General features: G+C 64.4%; 26 protein-coding genes. 18 read left to right on the top strand and 8 right to left on the bottom strand.

Annotation, left to right across the window (positions count from 1 at the left end):
* The first annotated feature begins 135 nt into the window (after positions 1–135).
* From MAB_RS16195 to MAB_RS16185, 3 genes are read left to right on the top strand one after another with little or no spacing between them, the layout of a single operon-like run.
* Positions 136–465, top strand: a complete 330-nt coding sequence (locus MAB_RS16195) for a hypothetical protein (RefSeq protein ID WP_005088346.1) — start codon at positions 136–138, stop codon at positions 463–465.
* A gap of 33 nt (positions 466–498) precedes the next feature.
* Positions 499–1,092 (top strand): TetR/AcrR family transcriptional regulator, encoded by a 594-nt coding sequence (locus tag MAB_RS16190; RefSeq protein WP_005098313.1) that lies wholly within the window; start codon positions 499–501, stop codon positions 1,090–1,092.
* 26 nt (positions 1,093–1,118) lie between these two features.
* On the top strand, positions 1,119–2,504 hold the full coding sequence (locus MAB_RS16185; protein ID WP_005115973.1) for a family 1 glycosylhydrolase: 1,386 nt from the start codon (positions 1,119–1,121) through the stop codon (positions 2,502–2,504).
* Here the strand turns inward: MAB_RS16185 and MAB_RS16180 are convergent.
* Complete coding sequence (locus tag MAB_RS16180; RefSeq protein ID WP_012296643.1) at positions 2,416–3,135, bottom strand: uridine kinase family protein; 720 nt, start codon at positions 3,133–3,135, stop codon at positions 2,416–2,418. The two genes, MAB_RS16185 and MAB_RS16180, sit on opposite strands and share 89 nt — an antisense overlap.
* Before the next feature lie 36 nt (positions 3,136–3,171).
* On the opposite strand from MAB_RS16180, the gene pnuC reads away from it, so the two are divergent.
* From pnuC to MAB_RS16155, 5 genes are all read left to right on the top strand, one after another.
* Entirely contained in the window at positions 3,172–3,750 is a 579-nt protein-coding gene (gene pnuC, locus MAB_RS16175) for a nicotinamide riboside transporter PnuC (RefSeq protein WP_005088340.1), read from the top strand.
* A 110-nt stretch (positions 3,751–3,860) separates the two neighbouring features.
* Positions 3,861–6,122 carry an RNA polymerase recycling motor ATPase HelR gene (gene helR, locus MAB_RS16170; RefSeq protein WP_005081619.1) on the top strand — a complete coding sequence of 754 codons (2,262 nt, stop codon included), beginning with the start codon at positions 3,861–3,863 and terminating at the stop codon, positions 6,120–6,122.
* Between the two features lie 109 nt (positions 6,123–6,231).
* Positions 6,232–6,957, top strand: a complete 726-nt coding sequence (gene pyrH / locus MAB_RS16165) for a UMP kinase (RefSeq protein ID WP_005057025.1) — start codon at positions 6,232–6,234, stop codon at positions 6,955–6,957.
* Positions 6,958–7,026: 69 nt separating this feature from the next.
* The gene (frr, locus tag MAB_RS16160) at positions 7,027–7,584 is read left to right on the top strand and encodes a ribosome recycling factor (protein ID WP_005081622.1); all 558 of its coding nucleotides are present in this window, start codon (positions 7,027–7,029) and stop codon (positions 7,582–7,584) included.
* Between the two features lie 20 nt (positions 7,585–7,604).
* Positions 7,605–8,483 (top strand): phosphatidate cytidylyltransferase, encoded by an 879-nt coding sequence (locus tag MAB_RS16155; RefSeq protein ID WP_005088336.1) that lies wholly within the window; start codon positions 7,605–7,607, stop codon positions 8,481–8,483.
* Positions 8,484–8,494: 11 nt separating this feature from the next.
* Here the strand turns inward: MAB_RS16155 and MAB_RS16150 are convergent, their stop codons facing one another.
* Positions 8,495–9,304: a DUF6159 family protein gene (locus MAB_RS16150; RefSeq protein ID WP_005111648.1), complete on the bottom strand. Its 810-nt coding sequence runs from the start codon at positions 9,302–9,304 to the stop codon at positions 8,495–8,497.
* Between the two features lie 113 nt (positions 9,305–9,417).
* Positions 9,418–10,254, bottom strand: a complete 837-nt coding sequence (locus MAB_RS16145) for a DUF6159 family protein (RefSeq protein ID WP_005057029.1) — start codon at positions 10,252–10,254, stop codon at positions 9,418–9,420.
* Positions 10,255–10,323: 69 nt separating this feature from the next.
* Between MAB_RS16145 and MAB_RS16140 the strand changes: the two genes are divergently transcribed.
* Both MAB_RS16140 and MAB_RS16135 read left to right on the top strand, forming a co-directional pair.
* Entirely contained in the window at positions 10,324–11,061 is a 738-nt protein-coding gene (locus MAB_RS16140) for a dienelactone hydrolase family protein (RefSeq protein ID WP_005088322.1), read from the top strand.
* Positions 11,061–11,678, top strand: a complete 618-nt coding sequence (locus MAB_RS16135) for an ASCH domain-containing protein (protein WP_005081632.1) — start codon at positions 11,061–11,063, stop codon at positions 11,676–11,678. Before MAB_RS16140 ends, MAB_RS16135 begins: the two co-directional genes overlap by 1 nt.
* Here MAB_RS16135 and MAB_RS16130 read toward each other — a convergent pair.
* Entirely contained in the window at positions 11,675–12,382 is a 708-nt protein-coding gene (locus MAB_RS16130) for a hypothetical protein (RefSeq protein WP_012296642.1), read from the bottom strand. The two genes, MAB_RS16135 and MAB_RS16130, sit on opposite strands and share 4 nt — an antisense overlap.
* A gap of 9 nt (positions 12,383–12,391) precedes the next feature.
* Positions 12,392–13,348, bottom strand: coding sequence for a DMT family transporter (locus tag MAB_RS16125; protein WP_005114500.1), 957 nt, complete (start codon positions 13,346–13,348; stop codon positions 12,392–12,394).
* 166 nt (positions 13,349–13,514) lie between these two features.
* On the opposite strand from MAB_RS16125, the gene MAB_RS16120 reads away from it, so the two are divergent.
* A complete protein-coding gene (locus MAB_RS16120; protein WP_005088317.1) occupies positions 13,515–14,381 on the top strand; it encodes a LysR family transcriptional regulator in 867 nt (288 codons plus the stop codon).
* Here the strand turns inward: MAB_RS16120 and MAB_RS16115 are convergent.
* Both MAB_RS16115 and MAB_RS16110 read right to left on the bottom strand, forming a co-directional pair.
* The gene (locus tag MAB_RS16115; RefSeq protein ID WP_005081641.1) at positions 14,378–15,031 is read right to left on the bottom strand and encodes a class I SAM-dependent methyltransferase; all 654 of its coding nucleotides are present in this window, start codon (positions 15,029–15,031) and stop codon (positions 14,378–14,380) included. The two genes, MAB_RS16120 and MAB_RS16115, sit on opposite strands and share 4 nt — an antisense overlap.
* Positions 15,024–15,962: an NAD(P)/FAD-dependent oxidoreductase gene (locus MAB_RS16110; RefSeq protein WP_005111640.1), complete on the bottom strand. Its 939-nt coding sequence runs from the start codon at positions 15,960–15,962 to the stop codon at positions 15,024–15,026. The genes MAB_RS16115 and MAB_RS16110 overlap by 8 nt, the downstream gene beginning before the upstream one ends.
* A 99-nt stretch (positions 15,963–16,061) precedes the next feature.
* Here MAB_RS16110 and MAB_RS16105 point away from each other — a divergent pair, with 99 nt between their 5' ends.
* Complete coding sequence (locus tag MAB_RS16105; RefSeq protein WP_005093863.1) at positions 16,062–16,637, top strand: helix-turn-helix domain-containing protein; 576 nt, start codon at positions 16,062–16,064, stop codon at positions 16,635–16,637.
* A 26-nt stretch (positions 16,638–16,663) separates the two neighbouring features.
* Positions 16,664–17,785: a dual-specificity RNA methyltransferase RlmN gene (gene rlmN, locus MAB_RS16100; RefSeq protein ID WP_005076798.1), complete on the top strand. Its 1,122-nt coding sequence runs from the start codon at positions 16,664–16,666 to the stop codon at positions 17,783–17,785.
* Between the two features lie 2 nt (positions 17,786–17,787).
* Here rlmN and MAB_RS16095 read toward each other — a convergent pair whose 3' ends face one another.
* The gene (locus MAB_RS16095; protein WP_005057042.1) at positions 17,788–18,048 is read right to left on the bottom strand and encodes a DUF2631 domain-containing protein; all 261 of its coding nucleotides are present in this window, start codon (positions 18,046–18,048) and stop codon (positions 17,788–17,790) included.
* Positions 18,049–18,204: 156 nt separating this feature from the next.
* Here MAB_RS16095 and MAB_RS16090 point away from each other — a divergent pair, with 156 nt between their 5' ends.
* The 5 genes from MAB_RS16090 to ispG are packed head-to-tail and all read left to right on the top strand — an operon-like array spanning position 18,205 to position 23,109.
* Positions 18,205–18,675: a toxin-antitoxin system HicB family antitoxin gene (locus tag MAB_RS16090; RefSeq protein WP_005111636.1), complete on the top strand. Its 471-nt coding sequence runs from the start codon at positions 18,205–18,207 to the stop codon at positions 18,673–18,675.
* A gap of 32 nt (positions 18,676–18,707) precedes the next feature.
* The gene (locus MAB_RS16085) at positions 18,708–19,460 is read left to right on the top strand and encodes a DUF4097 family beta strand repeat-containing protein (RefSeq protein ID WP_005088307.1); all 753 of its coding nucleotides are present in this window, start codon (positions 18,708–18,710) and stop codon (positions 19,458–19,460) included.
* A gap of 38 nt (positions 19,461–19,498) precedes the next feature.
* Positions 19,499–20,668: a 1-deoxy-D-xylulose-5-phosphate reductoisomerase gene (gene dxr / locus MAB_RS16080; protein ID WP_005111635.1), complete on the top strand. Its 1,170-nt coding sequence runs from the start codon at positions 19,499–19,501 to the stop codon at positions 20,666–20,668.
* Complete coding sequence (locus tag MAB_RS16075) at positions 20,668–21,915, top strand: M50 family metallopeptidase (RefSeq protein WP_005088304.1); 1,248 nt, start codon at positions 20,668–20,670, stop codon at positions 21,913–21,915. Before dxr ends, MAB_RS16075 begins: the two co-directional genes overlap by 1 nt.
* A 6-nt stretch (positions 21,916–21,921) precedes the next feature.
* On the top strand, positions 21,922–23,109 hold the full coding sequence (ispG, locus tag MAB_RS16070; RefSeq protein WP_005081652.1) for a flavodoxin-dependent (E)-4-hydroxy-3-methylbut-2-enyl-diphosphate synthase: 1,188 nt from the start codon (positions 21,922–21,924) through the stop codon (positions 23,107–23,109).
* The last annotated feature ends 124 nt before the right edge of the window (positions 23,110–23,233 follow it).

Raw genomic sequence — 23,233 nt, 5'->3', positions numbered from 1 at the left:
GGCCCCGCCGGGAGTTTCCGGGCGGGGTCGAATTGTTTCTCCGTCCCGGTGTGCGAACTCGGGTAGTCCGTTACTCATGTTTTCCGGTGTCCCTCGCTCCTATCTTCTGGATGAACCAGAGGAAAGGGGACTGCGATGGGAGTGACACCCAGTGCCAAGGTGGCCGCGGGCGGCGTGGCCGGCGCGATTACCGTCGTCCTGCTGTTCGTTCTTGGTCTTTTCAACGTGGTGGTGCCGGGAGAGGTCGGCTCGGCGATCACCGTCATCATCACCTCGCTGACGAGTTATCTGGTCAGGGACGGGATCAGCGCCCGCGGCGGCGACGTGGATGAGCCGGCGGTACAGGGCACTCCCTTGACCGATCGTGTTTCCCTGGCCGAGGTGCCCACGGCCCGGCTGATCACGCGCGGACCCGTCCGCCCGCGCATGGCCTACCCGGCATACCGGCCGCCGTATCGGCAGTGAGGTAGGTGGCCCGGGGTGCGCTAGCCTCGGGCAATGTCAGCTGCCGGGACGGGCACCAAGCGGTACCCAAAAGGGGAAGCCAAACGCCAGGAAATTCTGTCCGCGGCCTTGACGGTGTTGGAGCGTGACGGGGAGGCCGGTGCTTCGATGCGCGTGATCGCCAAGGAGGCGAACATCAGTCTGGCCGGATTGATGCACTACTTTCCGACGCGGGACGTCATTCTCACCGAGATTCAGCGCGGCGCGGACGCTACTTTTGAAGAGCGATACCGTAATTCGGAGATTGAGCTCGATCCCGGCGAGGTGCTGGCGCAGGCCATGCTGGACAAGGCGAACAAGCCTGGCTCGGGGACGGTGTATTTGTCGCTGGCGGCCGCGGCGGCGGTGGACCCCGAACATCCCGCGGGTGCGTACCTGCGCGACCGGTACGAAAGGATGCGTGCACGCATTGCCGCGTACGTGCGTGGGCGCCAGGTCGACGGCACCGTTCCGGCGCACGTCGACGCCGACTTTGCCGCCACGGCCCTGATCGCCGCCGCCGATGGAATTCAGATCCAGTGGATGTCGGACCCGTCCATCGATATGGGCGAGCACATGCGCCGGGTGTGGGAGTTGCTGCTCAGGTAAGAAACCGTACGGTGTATGGTTTTGTCATGAAGTGGATGAACGCCGTCATGGCATCGGCAGCTGTGGTCGCACTGGGGTTGACGGCCTGCAGCCCTCGGCAGGAGGCCCCCAAGGAGGATGCCGGCTGGGATCGCGGGTTCTACTGGGGCACCGCCACCGCGGGTTACCAGGTAGAGGGCAGTGCGCCCGACAGCAATTGGCGCCGTTACGTCGAGCGCAGCGCGGGTAAACCCGTACACCCCGACGAATCGAATCTCCTCGCGGATGGCCCCGTGGATCCCTATAAGCAGGCCGATGATTTCCGGCACCGGTACGCCGAAGACATCGCCAATGCGCATGCCATGGGCGTCAACACATTTCGATTCGGCCTGGAGTGGTCCAGGGTGATGCCTGAACCGGGTAAATGGGATGAGAAGGAGCTGGCGTACTACGACTCCGTTGTCGCCACACTGCGTGAAAACGGCATGACACCGATGATCACGCTCATGCACTGGGTGTATCCGGGGTGGGTTGCCGACAGCGGCGGGTTCATGAACAATCTCCCCGCTTTTGAGGAATTCGCCAAGGCGATCACCAAACGTTATGCCGGGCAAGGGGTGCTGTGGGTCAGCATCAACGAACCGCTGGCCTTCGGGGCGATGGAGGTGCGCACGGGCGCGATCAAGCCTGACCAGTTCAACGGGTTTCTGGACCGGGTCGCCGATGCGCACCGTGCGGTATACCGCGCCGCCCACGAGGCCGACCCCGAGGCGAAGGTGACGACCAATGAGGCCTACATCCCACCGGATGTGTTGGCGCAGTTCGCAGGTTTCGGCGTGAAGGGTATCGAGGGTTCGTTCTTCGACCGGGTTGCCGGCAGCCTCGACTATCTGGGGTTCGACTACTACACCGGGACCGCGGCAGACAATCCGGCATCGGCGCAGAGCATGGCGGCCCGCTGGAACATCAAACTTCAGCCCGAAGACATCTACTACGTGTCACGGCATTACGCACAGCGCTACCCGGGACTGCCGATCTACATCGTCGAGAACGGGATGGTGACCGACAATGGCAAGCCGCGGGCCGACGGGGTGACGCGATCGCAGTACTTGAGCGACACCGTCTTTTGGCTGCAGCGGGCCAAGGCGGACGGAATCCCGATCGTCGGCTACAACTACTGGTCTTTGGTCGATAACTACGAGTGGGGAAGCTACCGGCCACGTTTCGGTCTGTATACCGTTGATGCATTGGGTGATCCGGCGCTCAAGCGGGTGCCCACCGATGCCGTCGCAACGTACACCCAGATCACCCGGGACGCGGGGACTGTGCCCGGATACCGGCCGGTCATTCCGGCGGCGAAGTGCTCCACGACGGTGGGACAGGACAGCTGCGCCCCGCTGGATCCGAACGGGCCCACGGTCGCGCTGCGTTAGACGCCCTGGGTGTAGCCGCCCGTACCATGAAGTCGCGTTCCGGGTGCTGCGGGGCCACCGCGGGGTCGCCGTCGACGACGATATCGGCGCGACCGGCGGTGGGATCCAGGCGGAAGTGTGCTTCTTCGGCGTCGATCCATAGCTGCCAGAACTCGCTCAGTTGTGCGCCATCGCGAATCCGGGCCCGCAGGCGCCGGGTGGGCTGATCGGTCTGCACCCAGATCAGCATGCTCAGCTGATCGGCGCCGGCCGTGCGGCCCGACCCGACTCCTTCCAGGATGAGGACCGATGGCGGCGACAAGGGCTCCCACGGGCCGAATTCGCGGGTCTGCCAGTCGTAGCGCCGATAGCGGGCCTCTTCGCCGCGTGCCCACGGCGCCAGCACCTGCTCCTCGAGCCGGGGCCACCAGCCGAAGAACGTGTCCCAGGACGCGAAATCATCGGTGTGGAGGACCGCGGTCGGCGAAGAAGTCTCCGTCAGCGCGGAATGCAGTCGCGCAGCAAAGGTGCTCTTACCTGCGGCGCCTCTGCCGTCGATGGCGACAACGCGCACATTGCCGCATCGTGGTTCGCTGTCGTTGATCAGCCCGGCCAGCCACGAGAAGCTCCGCTGCTGGTCCGCCGTCGTCATGGCGCGAGCTTACTGCTGCTCGGCTAATCTGGTGCCGTGGACTGGACCGAGCTAATTGGCAGCCTGTCCGGTGTGCTGTTCGTCATTCTGGCGGTACGGCAAAATATTTGGACCTTCCCGGTGGCGATCGTCAGCTCGCTGTTCTACATGGTGGTCTTCAGTCGGCAGACCCTGTACGCCGACGCGGCCCTGCAGATCATGTTTATCGCTCTGGCCGCGCAGGGTTGGCATCTATGGCTGCGGGGAAGTCAGGACCGGCACGGGGTGACAGTCACGCGTACACCGCAACGGGCGTGGCTCCCACTGGTCTCGTGCCTCGTCGCCCTGGTCGCGGGCCTCTACGCGTTTCTGGTTACCTTCACCGATTCAAATGCCCCGCAGCTTGATTCGGCCATCACGGGGTTCAGCGTGGTTTCCCAGCTCATGATGAACCGTAAGTGGATCGAAAACTGGATCCTGTGGATCGTCACCGATACGTTCTCCGTCGGCGTCTATCTGTACAAGGGGCTGAACCTCACGGCGGGTTTCTACGCGTTCCTCAGCGTCATGGCCGCGGTGGGGCTGTGGAGTTGGCGGAAAGAATTGCACGCGGTGGCGACCACCGAATCGGCCTGAATAACCTTTCCCCTTTCAACTTATAACGCACAGGGGGGCTTGCGGCAAGACCCGGGTGATACCGCACAATCACTGAGCTCAAATGTCAGATGCCATGGACTACAAGGAAAATGGGGAAATTTCGGTTGACGACGCACGAAGAAGAACTGCAGGCCGAGCGCGAATACATCGCTGGACTGTATGAGCGGCTCGATGCCGAACGCGCGCGTGTGAAGGGGCGATACCGCAGCGCCCTGCGCGGGCCTGTCGACCAGCAGAACGGTGGGGCGATGGCGGAGCGCGACGACGAGGTGCGCGCACTGGCCAGGCAGGCGCAGCGCCTGGATGTCGCCGATGACGGGCTGTGCTTCGGCCGGCTGGACGCCATCACCGGCGAGCGCTCCTACGTCGGGCGCATCGGCCTCCTCGATGAGAGCAACGACTACGAACCGCTGCTGATCGATTGGCGGGCGCCCGCGGCGCAAGCGTTTTATATCGCGACCAGCGCGCATCCCGAGAACACCCGGCGCCGGCGCCAGTTCCGCACACGGGGACGTCACGTCGACGACTTCACCGATGAGATCCTCGGCCGCCCGGATGGCGAGGACCACGACGGGGAACGCGGAACTCTGAGTGATGCCGCGCTGCTGGCCGCGGTGAACGCGCCGCGTGGTCACGGGATGCGCGACATCGTGGCAACCATCCAGGCCGAACAGGACCGGATCATCCGACTCGACCATCCGGGCGTACTGGTGATCGAGGGCGGTCCCGGCACGGGCAAAACGGTGGTGGCGCTGCACCGGGTGGCGTATCTGCTGTACACCCAGCGCAAACGGATGGAACGCCACGGGGTGCTGGTCGTTGGCCCGAATGCGGCCTTCCTGGGCCATATCTCTCGCGTGCTGCCCTCGCTGGGGGAGACGAACGTGGTGTTTACCACGGCGGGTGATCTGGTACCGGGCCTCAAGGTCACCGCGGAGGACGACGAGGAGGCCGCCCGGGTCAAGGGCTCGCTGCAGATTCTGGATGTGCTGGCCGCCGCCGTCGCGGATCGGCAGCGGGCGCCCGAGAATCCGATGCCGATTCAGCTTGCCGACGTCAGCGTGCGCATCGATGCCGACATTGCGCAGTGGGCCATTGAGGAGGCCCGCGCGAGCAAGCTTCCGCACAACGAGGCCAGGACGGTATTTACCGACGTGCTCACCTGGGCGCTGACCGAGCGGGCCATCCCGCGCATCGGCAAGGGATGGCTGACTCGCGAGGACCGCAAGGCCTGGGAACACCTGCGCGCCGAGCTTCTCGACGAACTGGGGGATCACGAGGGATTCGCCGCTGCCCTGGACGCGCTGTGGCCGATGCTCACACCGGAGACACTGTTGTCGGAGTTGTACACCTCGCCCGAGCGATTGCGGGCGGCCGGCGCGGATCCAGCGCTGGCCCGGCGCATAGGTGATGCGTGGACAGTCTCCGATGTTCCCTTGCTGGACGAGCTGGTCGATCTGCTGGGCCGTGACAAGGCGGCAGAAGAAGCCGCCGAACGTGAACGCAGGGCCGAGGCCGAGTATGCCGCCGGTGTCCTCGATCTGATGACCGGTCGCGAGGACATGATGGACGACGAGGACCACCTCTTCGCCACCGATCTGTTGGGGGCGGAGGATCTCGCGGAACGATTCACCGAACGTGACACTCGCGACCTGGTCGAACGTGCGTCGGCCGACAGAGACTGGACCTATGGACACATTGTGATCGATGAGGCGCAGGAGCTGTCCGAGATGGACTGGCGAGTGTTGATGCGCCGCTGCCCAAGTCGTTCGTTCACGGTCGTGGGCGATCTGGCTCAGCGCCGATCAGCCGCCGGTGCCACATCCTGGGAGGCGATGCTGCAGCCGTACGTGCCCGGGCGCTGGCTGTACCGGCCGCTGTCGGTCAACTACCGCACGCCCGCAGAAATCATGGCCGTTGCTTCGGCGGTGCTGGCCGAGTTCGCGCCGGGTACCCAACCGCCCGAATCCGTCCGTTCAAGCGGCGTCCTGCCGTGGTCCAGGCGCCTCTCCGAAGGCGAATTGCCAAAAGCCATAGAAGAATTCGTGCTGAACGAGAAAGGTCGCGAGGGTACCAGTGTGGTGATCGGCCCACCGGGTGTGCCGGGCACAGTGCCGGCCTCGGAGACCAAGGGGCTCGAGTTCGACGCGGTGCTGGTGGTGGAACCGGAACGTATCCTGGCCGACGGTCCGCGTGGCGCCGCTGAACTCTATGTGGCGCTCACCCGTGCCACGCAGCGGTTGGGGGTGCTGCATGTGGCGCCGCTGCCTCAGCCCCTGATCGGTCTGACCGAAAGCACAACCGGCCCAGGCCCGGATCACCGGGTCATGCCAACAGGCGTCGCCCAATAGGGCAGGATGGTCCGCGAGATAGATGCAGCCGTCGAGGCGCCCGGGGTATCCGGGGCCCGATGGCTGTGCTTGTGCACCGGCTTTGTTGAGCCCGTACCGAGGAGGCGTGATGACGCGCGATGTGAGCCGCACCGGATATAAGCGGGTGCTGCTCAAGCTCGGCGGCGAAATGTTCGGTGGGGGTGCCGTCGGCTTGGACCCTGATGTGGTTCACCGGGTGGCCAGGCAGATTGCCGAGGTGGTACGTACCGGTGCCGAGGTTGCGGTGGTGATCGGCGGCGGCAACTTCTTCCGGGGCGCCCAGTTGCAGCAGCGCGGTATGGAGCGCACTCGGTCGGACTACATGGGCATGCTCGGAACCGTGATGAACAGCCTTGCGCTGCAAGACTTCCTGGAAAAGGAAGGCATCGTGACGCGCGTGCAGACCGCCATCACCATGGGGCAGGTCGCCGAGCCGTACATTCCGCTGCGTGCCAGAAGGCACTTGGAGAAGGGGCGTGTCGTCATCTTCGGTGCCGGCATGGGCCTGCCGTACTTCTCCACCGACACTACGGCCGCGCAGCGTGCACTGGAGATTGGCGCCGAGGTGGTGCTGATGGCCAAGGCGGTTGACGGCATCTTCACCGACGACCCGCGCGCCAATCCCGACGCCGAATTCCTGCCCGAGATCACGCACCGCGAGGTCATCGATCGCGGCCTACAGGTCGCCGATGCCACCGCGTTCAGCCTGTGTATGGACAACCGGATGCCGATCCTGGTGTTCAACCTGCTTACCGAAGGGAATATCGCAAGGGCGGTCGCAGGTGAGAAGATCGGAACGCTGGTAACACCGTGATGAGGCCCCCGCAGGCGGGCGGTGGCCCCAGCTTGCGCGAAGATCATCGAACCCGATGGGAGATCAATCGTGATTGACGAGGTTCTTCTCGATGCCGAGGAGAAGATGGAAAAGGCCGTGACGGTCGCCCGCGACGACTTCGCGACCATTCGGACCGGGCGGGCAAACCCCGGCATGTTCCAGCGGGTCGTCATCGACTACTACGGCACTCCGACCCCGATCACGCAGGTGGCCGGTATCAACGTGCCCGAGGCGCGCATGGTGGTCATCAAGCCCTATGAGTCCAACCAGCTCAAGGCCATCGAAGACGCGATCCGCAACTCGGATCTGGGCTTGAACCCGAGCAATGATGGCAGCATCATTCGTGTCGCCATTCCTCAGCTCACCGAGGAGCGCCGCCGCGAGCTGGTCAAGCAGGCCAAGGGCAAGGGCGAGGACGCCAAGGTGACCCTGCGCAATATCCGGCGTAAGGCCAACGACGAGCTTAACCGGATCAAGAAAGATGGCGAGGCCGGCGAGGACGAGGTGGGCCGAGCGGAAAAGGATCTGGACAAGACCACCGCGCAGTACGTGAGCCAGATCGATGAGCTGGTGAAACACAAAGAAGGCGAGCTACTGGAGGTCTAGGGCCGCCGGTAGTGACGACCATGGGAGACACCGACGCGGCTCCGGCCCCCGGCAGCAGCCCTGCGCCCCCTGCGGGGGCGAAGTCCCGGGCCGGGCGCAACCTGCCGGCCGCAATTGGCGTCGGGGTTGCGCTCGCCGCCCTGATCATTTTCTCGTTGTTGTACCAGAAGGAGATCTGGGTCGGCATCATCTCGGTCTTCCTCGGGATCGCGATGTGGGAGGTGACCAAGCGGCTGCGCCAGGCCGATATCTCGGTTCCTTTCATCCCCTTGTTCTTCGGCGGGCAGGCCATGATCTGGTTGACGTGGCCGTGGGGGACCGCGGGATCGGTTGGTGCCTTCGCCGCGACCGTTGTGGTGTGCATGATTTGGCGGCTCTTGAGCCAGGGGCTGGGCAGTCAGCCGGTGAATTATCTGCGCGATGTGGCGATCACGGTTTTCGTGGCCGCATGGATTCCGCTGTTCGCATCCTTCGGCGCGCTGCTGGTCTATCCGGACAACGGCGCAGAGCAGGTTTTCTGCCTGATGCTCGGTGTCACCTTCTCCGATATCGGCGGATACGCGGCGGGGGTCTTGTTCGGTAAGCATCCGATGGCACCCGCGATCAGCCCGAAGAAATCCTGGGAGGGCCTGGCGGGCTCGCTCGTGGTGGGAACCACGGCGTCTACTCTGGCGGTGACGTTCCTGCTCGGACATCACCCGTTCGTGGGTATCGCGCTCGGCGTGATGCTTGTCATCACCGGCACACTGGGCGACCTCGTGGAGTCACAGGTCAAGCGCGACTTGGGGATCAAGGATATGGGCACGCTGCTGCCCGGTCACGGCGGCATCATGGACCGCCTGGACTCGCTGCTGCCGTCGGCGGTCGCTACCTGGATTGTGCTGACGCTCTTCATCTAAAGAGCGCGTAACTAGGCGTGGTTTGACGCCTCCGCGCTTCGGTACAGCACTGTTTGATAAATCCCGCTGACGGTTGCGCCATAGAGGATCGCGGCCGCGATCCATAGCCCGCCGGCCAGCCCGAGCACGCCCGATAACACCCCGTGGCCCGCCGCGGCGGCAGCGAAGAGCATGCCGACACCGGGCAGTACCAGTACCAGGATGAAGATTCGCAGACCGAGCTGGGCGAGGACGTTTCTGGACAGCATGCTCCGCAGGGTCTTTTTGCAGGTCTTGATGGCTTCCACAGTGCCGACATTTCGCAGGACGATTGTCGGCAGCACCTGAAACGAGACGGCACGCCACATCAGATCGAGAAACCGCCCGATGAATAAGACATGGACAAGGCTGCCCACGTAGAGGAGGTTCTCGTCGATGATGCCGAAGCCCCAGGTGACCGCCGTGTCGATGAGCACCCAGGGCAGCAACCGCGTGCGGTAACGACGGGCTGCGGCGAAGCCGCGGGTAAAACTCGGTTTCTCGCCCTGCAGTGCCGCAGTGGTCTGAGTGATGAGGGCCGTCTGCCAGAACAGTGCGACATACAACAGGATCACGTAGTCGATAGCCAGGGCAGCCCGGACGAACTGCGGCGAGGTTTTGTCGATGTTCGGTGGCAGCAGCAGCCCCAGGACGATCAGGGCCACGATGAAGACGGCCAGCGTTGCCGCCGCGGCGATGGGGAAGAACAGCAGCGCCTTACGGTGGCTCAGGAGGCGTGTCGACGTCTTGAAAATGTCCCACGATGTCGACAGCGCGGTCGATAGCGCGTTGAAGGAAGCCACACCGAAACCCCTGACACTTAAGTTACTCTTGGTACATTAAGTTACCAGTGTGACGGCTGTGGTTTACGGAACCGCACCCGCGTGCCCTGCGGTTCCCCTATGTACGGGCCCGTTTACCGCGTTTTGAGTGCTTGGCGCAGGTCCAGTCCGGCAAAGGGGCCCGGCACGTGGCCGTCAACGGTGAATCTGTACAGCGCTGTCTGAAAGATGCCGGTGAGCGCGGCGCCGACGATGGAGGCCACCAGGATCCAGAGCACTCCGAACAACGCGAAGACACCCGTCACCGCGGCCATGTTCGCGGCCACGCCCAGGTAGATCAGACCGATTCCCGGGAGTGACAGCAGCGCGGTGAAAAAGTTCAGTCCCACGATGCCGACGACGTTGCGGCCCCAGGCGTTCTTGAGCGTTTCCTTGGTCTTCTTGACGGCATCAATCGCCCCGAGGTTTTCCAGCACGAGCGTGGGCAGCACCTGGAAGGAGACCACGCGCCACGCGACGTCCAGGAACCGTCCGATGAAGGGCACCCGCTCCTCCACGGCGCTGATGATCCAGGAGACAACGCCGGTGATGAGGACCCAGGGGAGGAGGCGACCGCCGCGCTGCGCCGCTGCCGAGATGCCGGCGGCCACGCTGGGATCTCCGCCCTCCAGCGCGATGTTCGCCTGCGATATGAGCGCCGCCTGCCAGAAGGTCGCGACATACATCAGGATGAAGTAACCGACGGCGAAAACGGGGTAAAAGAGCGGTGGAACCGAATCGCCCGTCGTGGCGGGTAGTAGGAGCACGCCCAGCGCCACCATTCCCACCAGCACGAGCAATGACGTAATGCCGGATAGGAGGGGGAAAACCGCGAGCTCCTTGCGTGAGCTCAATACCTTTGCCGACGTTTTGAAGATTTGCCACGATGTGGACAGTGTGTTGGCAAAGGCCATCAGATTCCCCCTGGTCATTGACGGATCGTTGCCGCCCAAGATACCAGCGTGGTAGCTACCGGGCCGGGTGGCTGGTTTGATGGAAACATGCAGCGCCGCGATGCTCAGATCCTGACCCCCGACGGCCTATGCTCCGCAACGTTGCACCTACCGGACCAGCCGGGCCCGGCGGTGGTTCTCTACCCCGATGCCGGCGGCGCCCGCGATGTGATGCGGGCGATGGGGGACCGGCTCGCGAGCTGGGGGTATGTCGTGCTGGTGCCGGATGTGTACTACCGCGAAGGCAATTGGCAGCCATTCAATATGGCCACCGCATTCGGCGACACGCAGGAGCGCGGACGCCTGTTCGCGACGATGGGAACGCTCACCCCCGATCGGATCGATGCCGACGCGGGGAGCTTTCTGGACTTTCTTGCCGACCAGCCGGAGGTGACCGGCGAGCTCGTGGGCCTGACCGGCTACTGCATGGGTGGCCGAATCTCTTTGCGGGTGGCGGCAACTCATGCGAGCCGGGTGGGCGCCGTGGCGTCATTTCATGGCGGCAACCTCGCCAAGGCCGACGACCTCAACAGTCCGCACCACCTTGCCGGGCGTATCACCGGCGTGGTGCTGATCGCGGCGGCCGAGGAGGACGCGTCCTTTCCTGCTGAGCAGGAACAGTTACTGGGGCAGGTGCTCACGGACGCCGGCGTGCGGCACACCATCGAGACCTATCCGGCCAAGCATGGGTTCGCCGTCACGGACAACCCCACCTATGACGAGGGGGCCGCGCAACGGCACTGGAAGGCGCTCGAAGACCTCTACGGCGCCACCTTGGGGCACTAGTGCTGTTCGAGCCGAGGCTGCGCGCCGGAATACACGATGGCAGCATCTCGGTGGCCTACCGGCGCTGGAAGCGCCCGCAGGTGCGGGTTGGTGGCCGTTATCGCGTCGGATCGGACCGGATCCGCTCCATGACCGAGTTCGACTTCATTGAAGTCGATGCCGTTGACGAGATTCTCGCGCGTGACATCGATGACGCCGATGCACAGCTGGCCGGATACCCGTCGGCTGCTGCGGCCCGCAGCGATGTGGGCGCCCAGGACGCTGCTGATGTGTTGTACCGCTTGGCGTTCCGCAAGATCGATATGCCTGATCCGCGTGCGGAGTTGGCCTCGTCGGTGGCGCTTTCGGTCGGGGAAATCGCCGACATAGACGCGCGGCTGGACCGCATGGATCGCAACGCCAAGCCGGGTCCCTGGACCCGTGAGGTACTCCGGGAGATCGCCCATCGCCCAGCAGTTCGGGCAAAGGACCTCGAATCATGCTCCCGCTGGCCGGATTTAGCGACCTTCAAGGTTCAGGTGCGCAAGCTCAAGAACCTGGGGCTCACACTGAGCCTGCCGGTGGGCTACCGGCTCTCGCCGCGCGGTGCGGAGTATCTGGCCCGAACCTCACGCTAGCAGCTGAATTCTCGCCCATTGCCCTCGGAAGGGGTGGCTTCCTGTAAGCAGCCAAAGGGCTCGATCCCAGCATCGCTGATCCGAATTGCGGACTTGGCCTTGGTGTTCGCGCAGAACAGTCCGGAAGTCTCGCTGCGGCAACTGAAATCTCCGAACGAGAGGCGGCCGCCGTAGTCGAGCGGATTTCCGTCACCGCTCTGGAAGGGGCCCGGATCGCCATGTAGCCCGCCCACCGTGACCTGCCGGCCGCTGAAATCAGTCCAGCCGCCTACCCAGTTGCCCTCTGTGCCGGCAGGTCTTTTCGGCGGATTGGTCAAGTTGACCAGGCAGGACAGCGTGCCTGGCTGGATGTTGTCGGTCATGCAGCGCGTTTTCCCGGACGGGGTCTTGAACGCGACATTGTCGCCCAGATCGGTCTTTTGCCCATCCTGGCTGGTCGCTGCGTGAAAATTCGTCACATCAACCGGCGCGCCCTTGGAAATCCACTGGGCGACAGCATCATACGGCGCTCCCGCAACAGGCTCGGGCAAGTCGACCGGAGCCGTCGTGGTGGTGGTTGTGGTGATCGGCTTGCTGGTGCTGCTGCTCGATGGTGGTTGACTCGATGAGGGGACGGTCGGGGATACCGTGGCTCCCTTCGAGCATCCGGCGACCAGGAGCATTGCTCCCAGCAGGGTCAGACCACCAAGTAACAGGGCACGCATGCAGCCAGGCTAGCTGGCCACCGCCGGCTCACGGGTAGGCGCGGCGGTCGCCGCCCCGATTGAGGGGCTCTGGGGTTTCACAGCCAATTTGGTGGATCGGCTTGCCCGGGCATTGAGCCAGCAGGCGAGAGCGCCTATGACCAGTCCGATCCCCATGCCGATGTCGACACGCTGGCCGAGCAGGAGCCAGGACAACAGGCCGGCGACGGCCGGAATGACGCAGAACAGCATCGCAACTGCGGCCGCGCCGAATGTGCTGACCGAACGCACGTACAGCGAGGTGCACAGCGTGGCGTTGAGCAGCACTACCGCGGCCACGGCAGCGGCACCCTTCCAAGGATCGTGGACGGCGCTGGGGGTCAGAAGCGCCAATGCGCCTGCCGGCAGCAGTCCGGACAGGTTCTGGATGGTGCTGTTGACGCGAAAATCGACATCGGCGCAGAAGCGCTGTTGGTACACCCCGCCTGCCGCCAGGCCCAACAACGCCACGAGGAGAAGCACCAATACGGTATCGATCCCACCGGTGGCGAGCAGCCGGTTGGCGCATGCGGCAAGTACCGCCACCACGCCCAGCGCGAGAGCCACGAGGCGCCAGCGATTGAGGCGCTCATCGAGGAACAGGGCAGCGAGTACCGCGGTGACGACGGGGTTCATCGAGATGACCACGGCCCCCAATACCGCGGGAGCTCCGTGTTCGAGGGCCTCGTACAACGCGCAGAACTGCACCGCCTGCATGAGTAGGCCGGCGACGATGACATGGCACAACGTGCGACCGGTTGGCCAGAGCGCCCTCGCGATCAGTGCCCAGGTGGCCAAGATGGCTCCGGCGAGCGCGAAACGCGCGACCAACACCAACATGGGTGTCATGGCAGACACCGAGAGTGCGCCAATCGGATAGCCGAGCGCGTACAGAAACGTAAGTGCCACCGCCGAGGACTTGGTCATGGGCACGGGCGTCTTCTGCATGGTTGCCATCGTGGCCGGTGCGGGAGGTGGTGTCCAACGATAATTGCTGATCAGAATTGATTGCTAATACTTATCACTCAAGACGAAATCTGCGTTTGAAATGGGAATATTTCCCTTCATTGTCTCAGGCATTGATCAAATTTTGTGATCGAGTTAGCGTGTCGATATGGCGAGTTCGACGTTCGATATCGCGCCGCTGCGGTCGCTGGCGGCGGTCGCCGATTGCGGGGGATTCCACCGCGCCGCCGCTGTGCTGCACCTGACCCAATCCGCGGTCAGTCAGCATGTACGCAAGCTCGAGACGGCGATCGGGGAGCCGGTGGTTCGGCGCTATGGACGCGGCGTGGTGTTCACCGACAGGGGCGCCCGGCTGCTGGTGCATGCCCGGCGCATCTTGGCCGCACACGATGCCGCGGTCGATGATTTGGTGGCCGGCCAGGAACGCGCCCTGGTTTTGGGCGTCACCGAACATGGCGCGGACTTGATCTTGCCGAGCATCACCTCGGCCCTGCGAAGCCATCTTCCGGATTGGTCGGTGCGTGTGCGCTTCGATCGCAATCTTTATCTCGCCGAATCCGTGGACCGGGGAATCATGGACCTTGCGGTCATCCTGGACGGATCGGGCCTGGATCGCGCCAATGCGGTGGGCACCGTTCCGCTGCAGTGGGTTGCCGCACGCGGCTACAAGCCGAATCCCATTGAGCCCCTGCGGGTGATGACGTTCACCGAGCCGTGCACGCTGCGTGCGCCCATGTTCAGTGCCTTGCATACGCTGGGAAATCAGTACCAGATCGTCGGAGAATCACCGGATTTGTCCGGTCTGTACGCGGGACTGCGGTCGGGCCTGGGCATGGCGCTGCTGCCCATCATCGGGTGGTTGCCCGACGGTATCGCACCGGTTGACGCCATGCCCGCGGCGAACCTGGCGACGCTATCGGTCGTCGGTCGCCGCGGGCTGGACCCCGTCGCGTTCAATGCTGTGAAGGATGCTGCCCGCGAGGCCCTCTCGGGTGAATCGGCGGCTATCGCCTAAGCCGATTCCGTCGTGGGCTTGCGCTCGGCCCGCAGCACGGTGTCTGCGATATCAAACTCCTCGTCGTCACGCGTGAACTTTCGGCTCCGTGATTCGGCGACGATGATCGTCCATTCCTTTGGGTTGAGGGTGTCGGCGATGTCCTCGGCGGTGAAGTACCAGTCAGGCAGGTCCGGTCGTCCGATCGCCGCCTGCATGTCCGACGGATGGTGCCCGACGATGAGCAGCGTCCCTCCGGGGGCCACGGCAGCGGCCAGCGCCGCGAACACCGGCTCGCGAAGATTCGTGGGTAGATGCATGAAATGTGATGTCACCAAATCGAATTGCCGATTCGGCTGCCAGGCGGTCAGGTCCGCCTGGGTCCATGAGATCCGGTTCGCGAGTTCGGGATCCACCTTGACGGCGTTGTCGGCGGCGCGCCGCAGCGCGGTGTGGGCAAAATCCATGCCGGTGACTTGCCAGCCATGCTGCGCGAGCCAGATCGCGTCGCCGCCTTCGCCGCAGCCCGCGTCCAGCGCCGTCCGCGGCGGTAGCGACGATATCTCGGCTACCAACTGCGGATTGGCGTTCCCGCTCCACAGCGCGTCGTGTGATTGATAGAACTCGTCCCAAGACTTCTCGTCGGAAGGCGGGTTGTTGTGATCATGCATATTGCAACTCCTGGGCGTCTGCGACCGCAAGGTCGGCGTTGATGGCGACAGCGACCTCTGTTCCGGCCGCCGCGGAGGTGATGACTTGTGCCTTGATATCGGTGACGTTTCCGGCGGCATAGATGCCGGGCACCGCGGTTGCGCCCCGGGTGACCGGCAGATAGGTCCCCAGCAGGTGCTCGCCGAGTCGCATCTCCTGCGGGGCCAGTTGTACGGGCGCGAGCATATCCACCCGGGCCGAGACCACTGTCGCAACAACCAGCGCCTCGCACGCAATCGTGGCGCCCGTCTCCAACTGCACACCGCGCAGCGAGTCCTGGGTGACATGCAGCCGCGACACCGGCCCATCGATGATGCGGATGTTTCTGCGTGCCAACTGCGCCGCCTCGTCGATCGACATCGGAAAATCGTTGTGTCGCAACAGTGTGACGTTGTCACTGAGCTGGCGGAAGATGAGCGCGTGGTGGACTGCCAGGGGTCCGGTGCCCAGTACGGCGATGGTGCGGTCGCGTACTTCCCAGCCGTGGCAGTACACGCAGTGGAGCACGTCGCGGCCCCAGCGTTCGGCCAGCCCCTCGATATCGGGCAGCTCGTCCTCCACGCCGGTGGCAACCAGTACCCGCCGCGCGCGCAACGCCGGCCCGCCATCGAGAGAGACGTCGAAATGGTTCTCGGCGTGGGATACCGCGGTGGCGCGTCCGTCTAGAAAGGTTGCGCCGTACTGCGCTGCCTCGTCACGGCCGATGCCGAACAGCTCGGCGGGTGGGGTCGATTCGCGTCCCAGATAGTTGTGGACCCGATCGGCGGGTGCGTTGCGGGGGTGATGGTCGTCGATGACGACGGTCGACCGTCGCGATCGGGCGAGTGTGATGGCTGCAGACAGGCCCGCGGCTCCGCCGCCGATGATGGCTACATCCCAGAGTTTGTTCATGGCACCACTATTGGTGCGTAGCTGCTAAGTGCGCAACCTTTCTTGCCAAAGTGGCAACCTAGCGTCAGCATGGACCGTATGGACGATCAAAATCGGCGCATGGAGGCAGTGCTTGACGCGCTGGGACCGCGGCTGCGGGCCCTGCGCCTGCATCGTCAGATCACGCTGGCGCAGTTGTCGGAGACCACGGGCATTTCGGAGAGCACCTTGTCACGCCTGGAATCCGGTCAGCGACGCCCCACGCTAGAGCTCCTGCTGTTACTTGCCGAGGCCCATCAGGTGCCGCTCGACGAGCTGGTCAACGCACCCGCCACGGGAGATCCGCGCGTTCACCCCAAACCGTTTAAGCGCAACGGGTCGATCTACCTGCCGCTGTCGCGGCGACCCGGCGGAATTCAGTGCTTTAAGCAGATCATCCCGCCCCATTCGCCGAAGGGCGAACCGAATTTGAAGGTCCACGACGGATACGAGTGGATGTACGTGCTCGCCGGGAATCTCCGGTTGTTGTTGGGCGAGCTCGATCTCATTCTTCCCGCAGGTGAGGCCGCGGAGTTCGACACCCATATCCCGCACTGGTTCGGCAATCCGACCGACAAACCCGTCGAGGTGTTGCATATTTTCGGCCCACAGGGTGAACGGATGCACGTGCGGGCACGTTCGGGTTCGGGGAACTAGCGAAAGCCTGGGATACTGAATCGGTTATGCCTGCCGATAACAAGCCCTTGCCGCTGGTCTTCGACGCACCGCGTCGTGCCATGCCGCCCCGTCATCTGGCCGATATGAGCCTTGAGCAGAGCCGTGACGTGGTCACCGAATTGGGGCTTCCCGCATTTCGTGCCAAGCAGATCGCCAACCAGTATTACGGAAGGCTGGTGGGTGACCCGGCCACGATGACGGACCTGCCGGCCGGTGCCCGCGGAGGGGTGGCCGAGGCGCTGTTTCCCCGGTTGCTCGAGCCACTGCGCCAGATTGCCTGTGATGCGGGCGATACCCGAAAAACCTTGTGGCGCTTGCATGACGGTAGCACCGTCGAATCGGTGCTCATGCGTTATCCGGACCGCAACACGTTGTGCATCTCCTCTCAGGCGGGATGCGGTATGGCCTGTCCGTTCTGCGCCACCGGCCAGGGCGGACTGACACGCAATCTGTCGGCCGCCGAGATTTTGGAACAGGTCCGCGATGCCGCGGCGTCCTTGCGTGACGGCCAGCTGCCGGGTGGGCCGGGCCGCTTGTCCAACATCGTCTTCATGGGCATGGGGGAGCCCCTGGCCAACTACAACCGCGTGCTGACGGTGCTGCGCAAGATCACCGCGCCGCCGCCGGAGGGGTTCGGCATATCCCAGCGCGGTGTCACCGTCTCGACGGTGGGACTTGCGCCGGCCATCCGGCGACTTGCCGACGAGGGGCTGGGGGTCACCCTCGCGGTGTCGCTGCACTGTCCGGACGACGAGCTACGCGACACCCTGGTGCCGGTCAATACCCGGTGGGCGATCAGCGAGGTCCTTGATGCCGCGCGCTACTACGCCGATGTCACGGGCCGGCGGGTATCGATCGAGTACGCCCTGATTCGTGATGTGAATGATCAGCCGTGGCGTGCCGACATGCTGGGCAAGAAGCTGCGAAAAGCCCTGGGGCAGATGGTCCATGTCAACCTGATTCCGCTGAACCCGACGCCGGGCAGTCAGTGGGATGCCAGCCCCAAGCCGGTGGAACGTGAATTTGTGCGCCGCGTCCGCGAGCAGGGTGTCTCGTGCACGGTGCGCGATACCCGCGGCCGCGAGATCGCGGCCGCGTGCGGCCAGTTGGCTGCCTCCGAGCGCTAGAGCTAGCGAATGCGGCCGGAACGACGGCCGAAGTAGTCGTTGGCGGTGAACGCCAGCACGATGGCGGCAAAACCGACCAGGAAGATGTCCTCGACCTTGCCGACGTGATTGCCGATCAACATGAGCAGCAGGATGGCCGCCATCACGACGCCGAGGACATGGAAGACGCGGGGATTCTGGCCGGACAGCCCACGCCCGAACGCGACGGACGGCACGTCCTCGACATCGACTCCGTCGTACTTGACAACCTCGGTCGTGGCCACCGCCAGCCCTCCAAATCTCAGACGTCTACTACAGGCCATAGTGTGCCACGCCCGCTCCGCTGTGGGCGAGGGTGGCACCCCGCGCCGGAGGAAATCACGTCAACGCGCATCCTTGTGACACTTGTAATGACACCAAAATGATGTCACAATGACACTATGGATTTGCAGTCGTATGTCGACTCGGTGCGCGAGGAGCTCGCCATCGCCGCGAAAGCCGGTGGTGTGGATGCCGAGGAACTGGCCGACCGGTTGACCGCCCCGTTGGAGTCGGCGATTCGGCTCGCGCTGCTCGATGCGCTGTCGGCGGCCGCCGAGGAAATCACCCGTGAGTTGGCGCCCACCGTCGTCGACGTGCGCCTGCGCGGCCGGGAACCGGAATTTGTGGTGACCCAGCCGATTCTGGCCACGCCACCGGAGGCGACGCTCCCGACAGACGACGGCGGCGGCACCTGGCGCGTCACCCTGCGGCTGCCGGAGAACCTGCGGACCACCGTGGAGGCGGCCGCTGCGGGCGAGGGGATATCGCTGAACGCCTGGCTGGTACGCGCCGCAGTTGCCGCCGCTGAAAAGCGCACGGGGACAAGAACATCCCGCACTGGTAACACCATCAGGGGCTGGGTCCGCTAGAGGGATCCGCTAGAGAGATAGGAAAAAAAACTATGACGGCACCAGCTACATTCGATACCCCGCACCCCATCACAGCCAAGGTGGAGCTGGCGCGGGGCACTCTGCAGGTCGTCGCAAGCGACCGCTCCGACACCGTGGTGGCGGTGCTGCCCCGCGATGAGGCAAAGGCCCTCGATGTGCGGACAGCCGAACGCACCCGGGTCTCGTACTCCAAGGGCGTGCTGTCGGTGCTGTCGTCGCAGGGCATTACGTTTCGCACCGGAACCATCGACATCCTGATCGAACTGCCGCGCCAGTCTATTTTGGACATCGCGGTGGCCTCGGCAGCAGTGCGCGCGGACGGTGACTATGCCGACGTCCGCTTTCAGTCCTCCAGCGGTGAGCTGGTCATCGACGCGATCAATGGCGCGGCTGAGGCCGACACCGCTTCTGGAGGCGTGTCGATCCGTGAACTGACCGGCGATATCAAACGGAACTCCGCCAGTGGTGACCTTGCCGTCAAGGTGTTGCGTGGTCACGCCAGGGTCGCTTCGGCATCGGGGTCGGTCGATATCGGGACGGCGGTCGCGGGTGGTTTGGTCTTCGAGACGGCCAGCGGCAATACCTCGATCGGAATCGCCCGAGGCACGGCGGCCCGGCTGGCGATTGACACGCATTCGGGGGCGTTCACCAACTCGCTGGAACCGGCAGAGGGACCCGACGCCGCGGACGAGATCTTCGATGTGAACATCCGCACGGCCAAGGGGGATGTCGACCTGCACCGCCCGGTGGCGCTTGCGGGGTAGGGACAGCCGCATGGCCGGGGCAGAATGAGCGGGTGACAGTGAGTTCAGAGGTCTGCCGCGTCCTTCTTCTCGGCAGTACCGGGTCCATCGGTACCCAGGCGCTTGAGGTCATCGCCGCCAACCCGGAGCGCTTTGAAGTGGTCGGTTTGGCTGCCGGCGGCGGGAACGTAGAGCTGCTGCGCCAGCAGATCTCCGAAACCGGGGTCACCAATGTCGCGGTGGCAGACGAGCGCGCTGCCGTGCGGCTCGACATCCCCGTGCTGAGCGGACCGGATGCCGTCACCGAGTTGGTGGAGAACACCGAGGCCGATGTGGTCCTCAACGCGCTGGTCGGCGCCCTCGGCCTGCGGCCGACCCTGGCCGCGCTGAAGTCGGGAGCCCGGTTGGCCTTGGCCAATAAGGAATCCCTGGTGGCCGGTGGGCCGCTTGTCACCAAGGCCGCCGCGCCCGGGCAAATCGTGCCTGTCGATTCCGAACACTCCGCGCTGGCGCAATGTCTGCGGGGAGGGACCCGTGGCGAGGTCGCGCAGCTGATCTTGACCGCGTCGGGCGGGCCGTTTCGGGGTTGGACCGCGCAGCAGCTCACCGCCGTGACCCCCGAGCAGGCGGGCGCCCACCCCACCTGGTCCATGGGCCCGATGAACACGCTCAACTCGGCATCGCTGGTCAATAAGGGGCTCGAACTCATCGAGACGCATCTGCTCTTCGGCGTTCCCTACCGGCAGATCGGTGTGGTGGTGCACCCGCAGTCGATCGTGCACTCGATGGTGACGTTCACCGATGGGTCGACGCTGGCGCAGGCCAGCCCGCCCGACATGAAACTGCCCATCGCGCTCGCCCTGGGCTGGCCGGACCGAGTACCGGCAGCAGCGTCGGCCTGCGACTTCAGCACCGCCTCCACCTGGGAGTTCGAGCCGCTGGATGCCCAGGTGTTTCCCGCCGTCGACCTGGCCCGCAGTGCCGGAGAAGCGGGGGGATGCATGACCGCTGTCTACAACGCCGCCAATGAAACCGCGGCCGCCGCCTTCCTGGACGGGCGTATCGGATTCAGGTCCATCGTGCGAACAATTGCCGATGTGCTCGATGTGGCAAGCCAATGGGAGGGAACTTCCGCAGAACCCGCTACCGTTGACGATGTACTCGACGCGCAGCGCTGGGCTGGCCAGCAGGCTGCGCAATTCATCTTCGCGGAGGAAAATCGGACCTGATGGCTGCGTACGCGATCGGAATTGCGTTGTTCGCGCTGGCGATCTTGGTATCGGTGGCGTTGCACGAGTGCGGGCACATGTGGGTGGCGCAGGCCACCGGCATGAAGGTGCGCCGCTACTTTGTCGGCTTCGGGCCGACACTGTGGTCCACCAAACGTAAGAGCAACCGGCCCAACAAGCAGGGTGCCAACGACATCGTCGAGTACGGGGTGAAGGCCGTCCCGCTGGGCGGCTTTTGCGATATCGCGGGTATGACCTCGGTGGAGGAGCTCACTCCCGAGGAATCAGATCGCGCCATGTACAAGCAGAAGGTGTGGAAGCGGGTCGCGGTGCTGTTCGCCGGGCCGGCCATGAACTTCCTCATCGGCATCGTGGTGTTCTACGGCGTGGTGCTGTTCTGGGGGCTACCCGACAACAACGCGCCGACCCACCCCGAGATCACCCAGACCAGCTGTGTGGCGCCGCAAAAGAGCGCCGATCCCAGGGACGTCGTGGCGTGCACCGGTGAAGGACCGGCCGCGCTGGCTGGCCTGCGCGCCGGTGACCAGGTGCTCACCGCGGGCGGCACGTCGGTCAGCACATCCACCGACCTGGTCACGGCGATTCGCGGCCTGCGCGGGCCGCAGGTCTTCGAGATCGTGCGCGACGGTAAGCCCCAATCGCTCATGGTGAACGTCACCGAGACACAACGCTGGGATGAGAAGGCAGGCAAGCTCGTTCCGGTGGGCGCCGTGGGTGCCTCGCTGAGCACCTATGTGCCGCAGAAGCACTACAACCCGGTGACGGCCATCCCGGCGACCGGGAACCTCATCGGGACCGTCGCCGTCGAAACCGTCAAGGCCATCGGCAAGATTCCGATGAAGGTCGGCGCTCTGTGGGATTCCATCACCGGGAGCGAACGCGCCATGGACACCCCGATGAGCATCGTCGGGGCGAGCCGCATGGGCGGTGAGACCGTTGAGCACGACATGTGGATCATGTTCTGGATCCTGTTGGCGCAGCTCAACTTCGCACTTGGCGCGATCAATCTCTTGCCGCTGCTGCCGTTTGACGGCGGACATATCGCGGTGGCCACCTACGAGAAGGTTCGCAACATGATCCGATCGGCGCGCGGCTTGGCAGTGGGTGCGCCGGTCAACTACATGAAGTTGATGCCGGCGACCTACCTCGTTCTTGTGGTGGTGGTCGGGTACATGCTGCTCACCATCACCGCCGACATCGTCAACCCGATTAGACTTTTCCAATAGGAGATAATGATGACCGGTCTTGGCATGCCCAGTCTTCCTGGCGCACCGCCGCCGACATTGGCGCCGCGGCGTCAGACGCGTCAGCTCATGGTGGGAAGCGTCGGGGTGGGCAGCGACTCACCGGTCTCGGTGCAATCGATGTGCACCACCAAGACCCATGACGTGAATTCCACCCTGCAGCAGATCGCGGAGCTCACAGCCTCTGGCTGCGACATCGTGCGTGTCGCCTGCCCGCGGCAGGAGGACGCCGATGCGCTTGCCGAGATTGCCCGCAAGAGCAAGATTCCGGTGATCGCCGATATCCATTTTCAGCCCAAGTACATCTTCGCGGCGATCGATGCCGGCTGTGCCGCGGTGCGCGTGAACCCGGGAAACATCAAGGAGTTCGACGGACGCGTCAAGGAGGTTGCCAAGGCGGCCGGTGACGCCGGGATCCCCATCCGGATCGGCGTCAACGCCGGGTCCCTTGATCCGCGGATCCTCGGCAAGTACGGAAAGGCAACCCCGGAGGCGCTCGTCGAGTCGGCGCTGTGGGAGGCCGGGCTGTTCGAGGAGCACGGCTTCGGAGACATCAAGATCAGCGTCAAGCACAACGACCCGGTGATCATGGTCGCCGCCTACGAACTGCTGGCCGCACAGTGCGATTACCCGCTGCACCTGGGTGTGACGGAGGCCGGTCCGGCATTTCAGGGCACCATCAAGTCGGCGGTCGCCTTTGGAGCGCTGTTGTCCAAGGGCATCGGTGACACCATCCGGGTTTCCTTGTCGGCGCCGCCCGCCGAAGAGGTCAAGGTCGGCAATCAGATCCTCGAATCGCTCAATCTGCGTCCCCGCTCACTGGAAATCGTGTCCTGCCCGTCGTGCGGGCGCGCACAGGTGGACGTCTACACGCTGGCCAACGCCGTCAGCGCGGGGCTAGAGGGCCTGGATGTGCCGCTGCGTGTCGCGGTCATGGGTTGCGTCGTCAATGGGCCAGGAGAGGCGCGTGAGGCCGACCTGGGCGTGGCGTCCGGTAATGGCAAGGGACAGATCTTCGTGAAGGGTGAGGTCATCAAGACCGTGCCCGAGGCGCTGATCGTCGAGACGCTCATTGATGAGGCCATGCGATTGGCCGAGCAGATGGGTCTGGAAAACGGCGCAGGGATCGGAAGCGACGGAACCCCTACAGGCCAGCCGGTCGTCACCGTAAGCTGAATGTAGCTCGGCGCGAGTGGATGAACCGATGAGCGCTCGCGCGAAGAGGCTTGAGCACGGGAGCGATTGCCGATGACGACAACACTGCCGGCGCCTGGAGCACCTGGGGCGTCATCCTCCGATG

Origin of the sequence: Mycobacteroides abscessus ATCC 19977 (assembly GCF_000069185.1) — a bacterium.
In the GTDB taxonomy this organism is placed as follows: Bacteria; Actinomycetota; Actinomycetes; order Mycobacteriales; family Mycobacteriaceae; genus Mycobacterium; species Mycobacterium abscessus.
The sequence above is the reverse complement of the archived record's forward strand: the minus strand, read 5'-3'. Positions and strand labels throughout refer to the sequence as shown.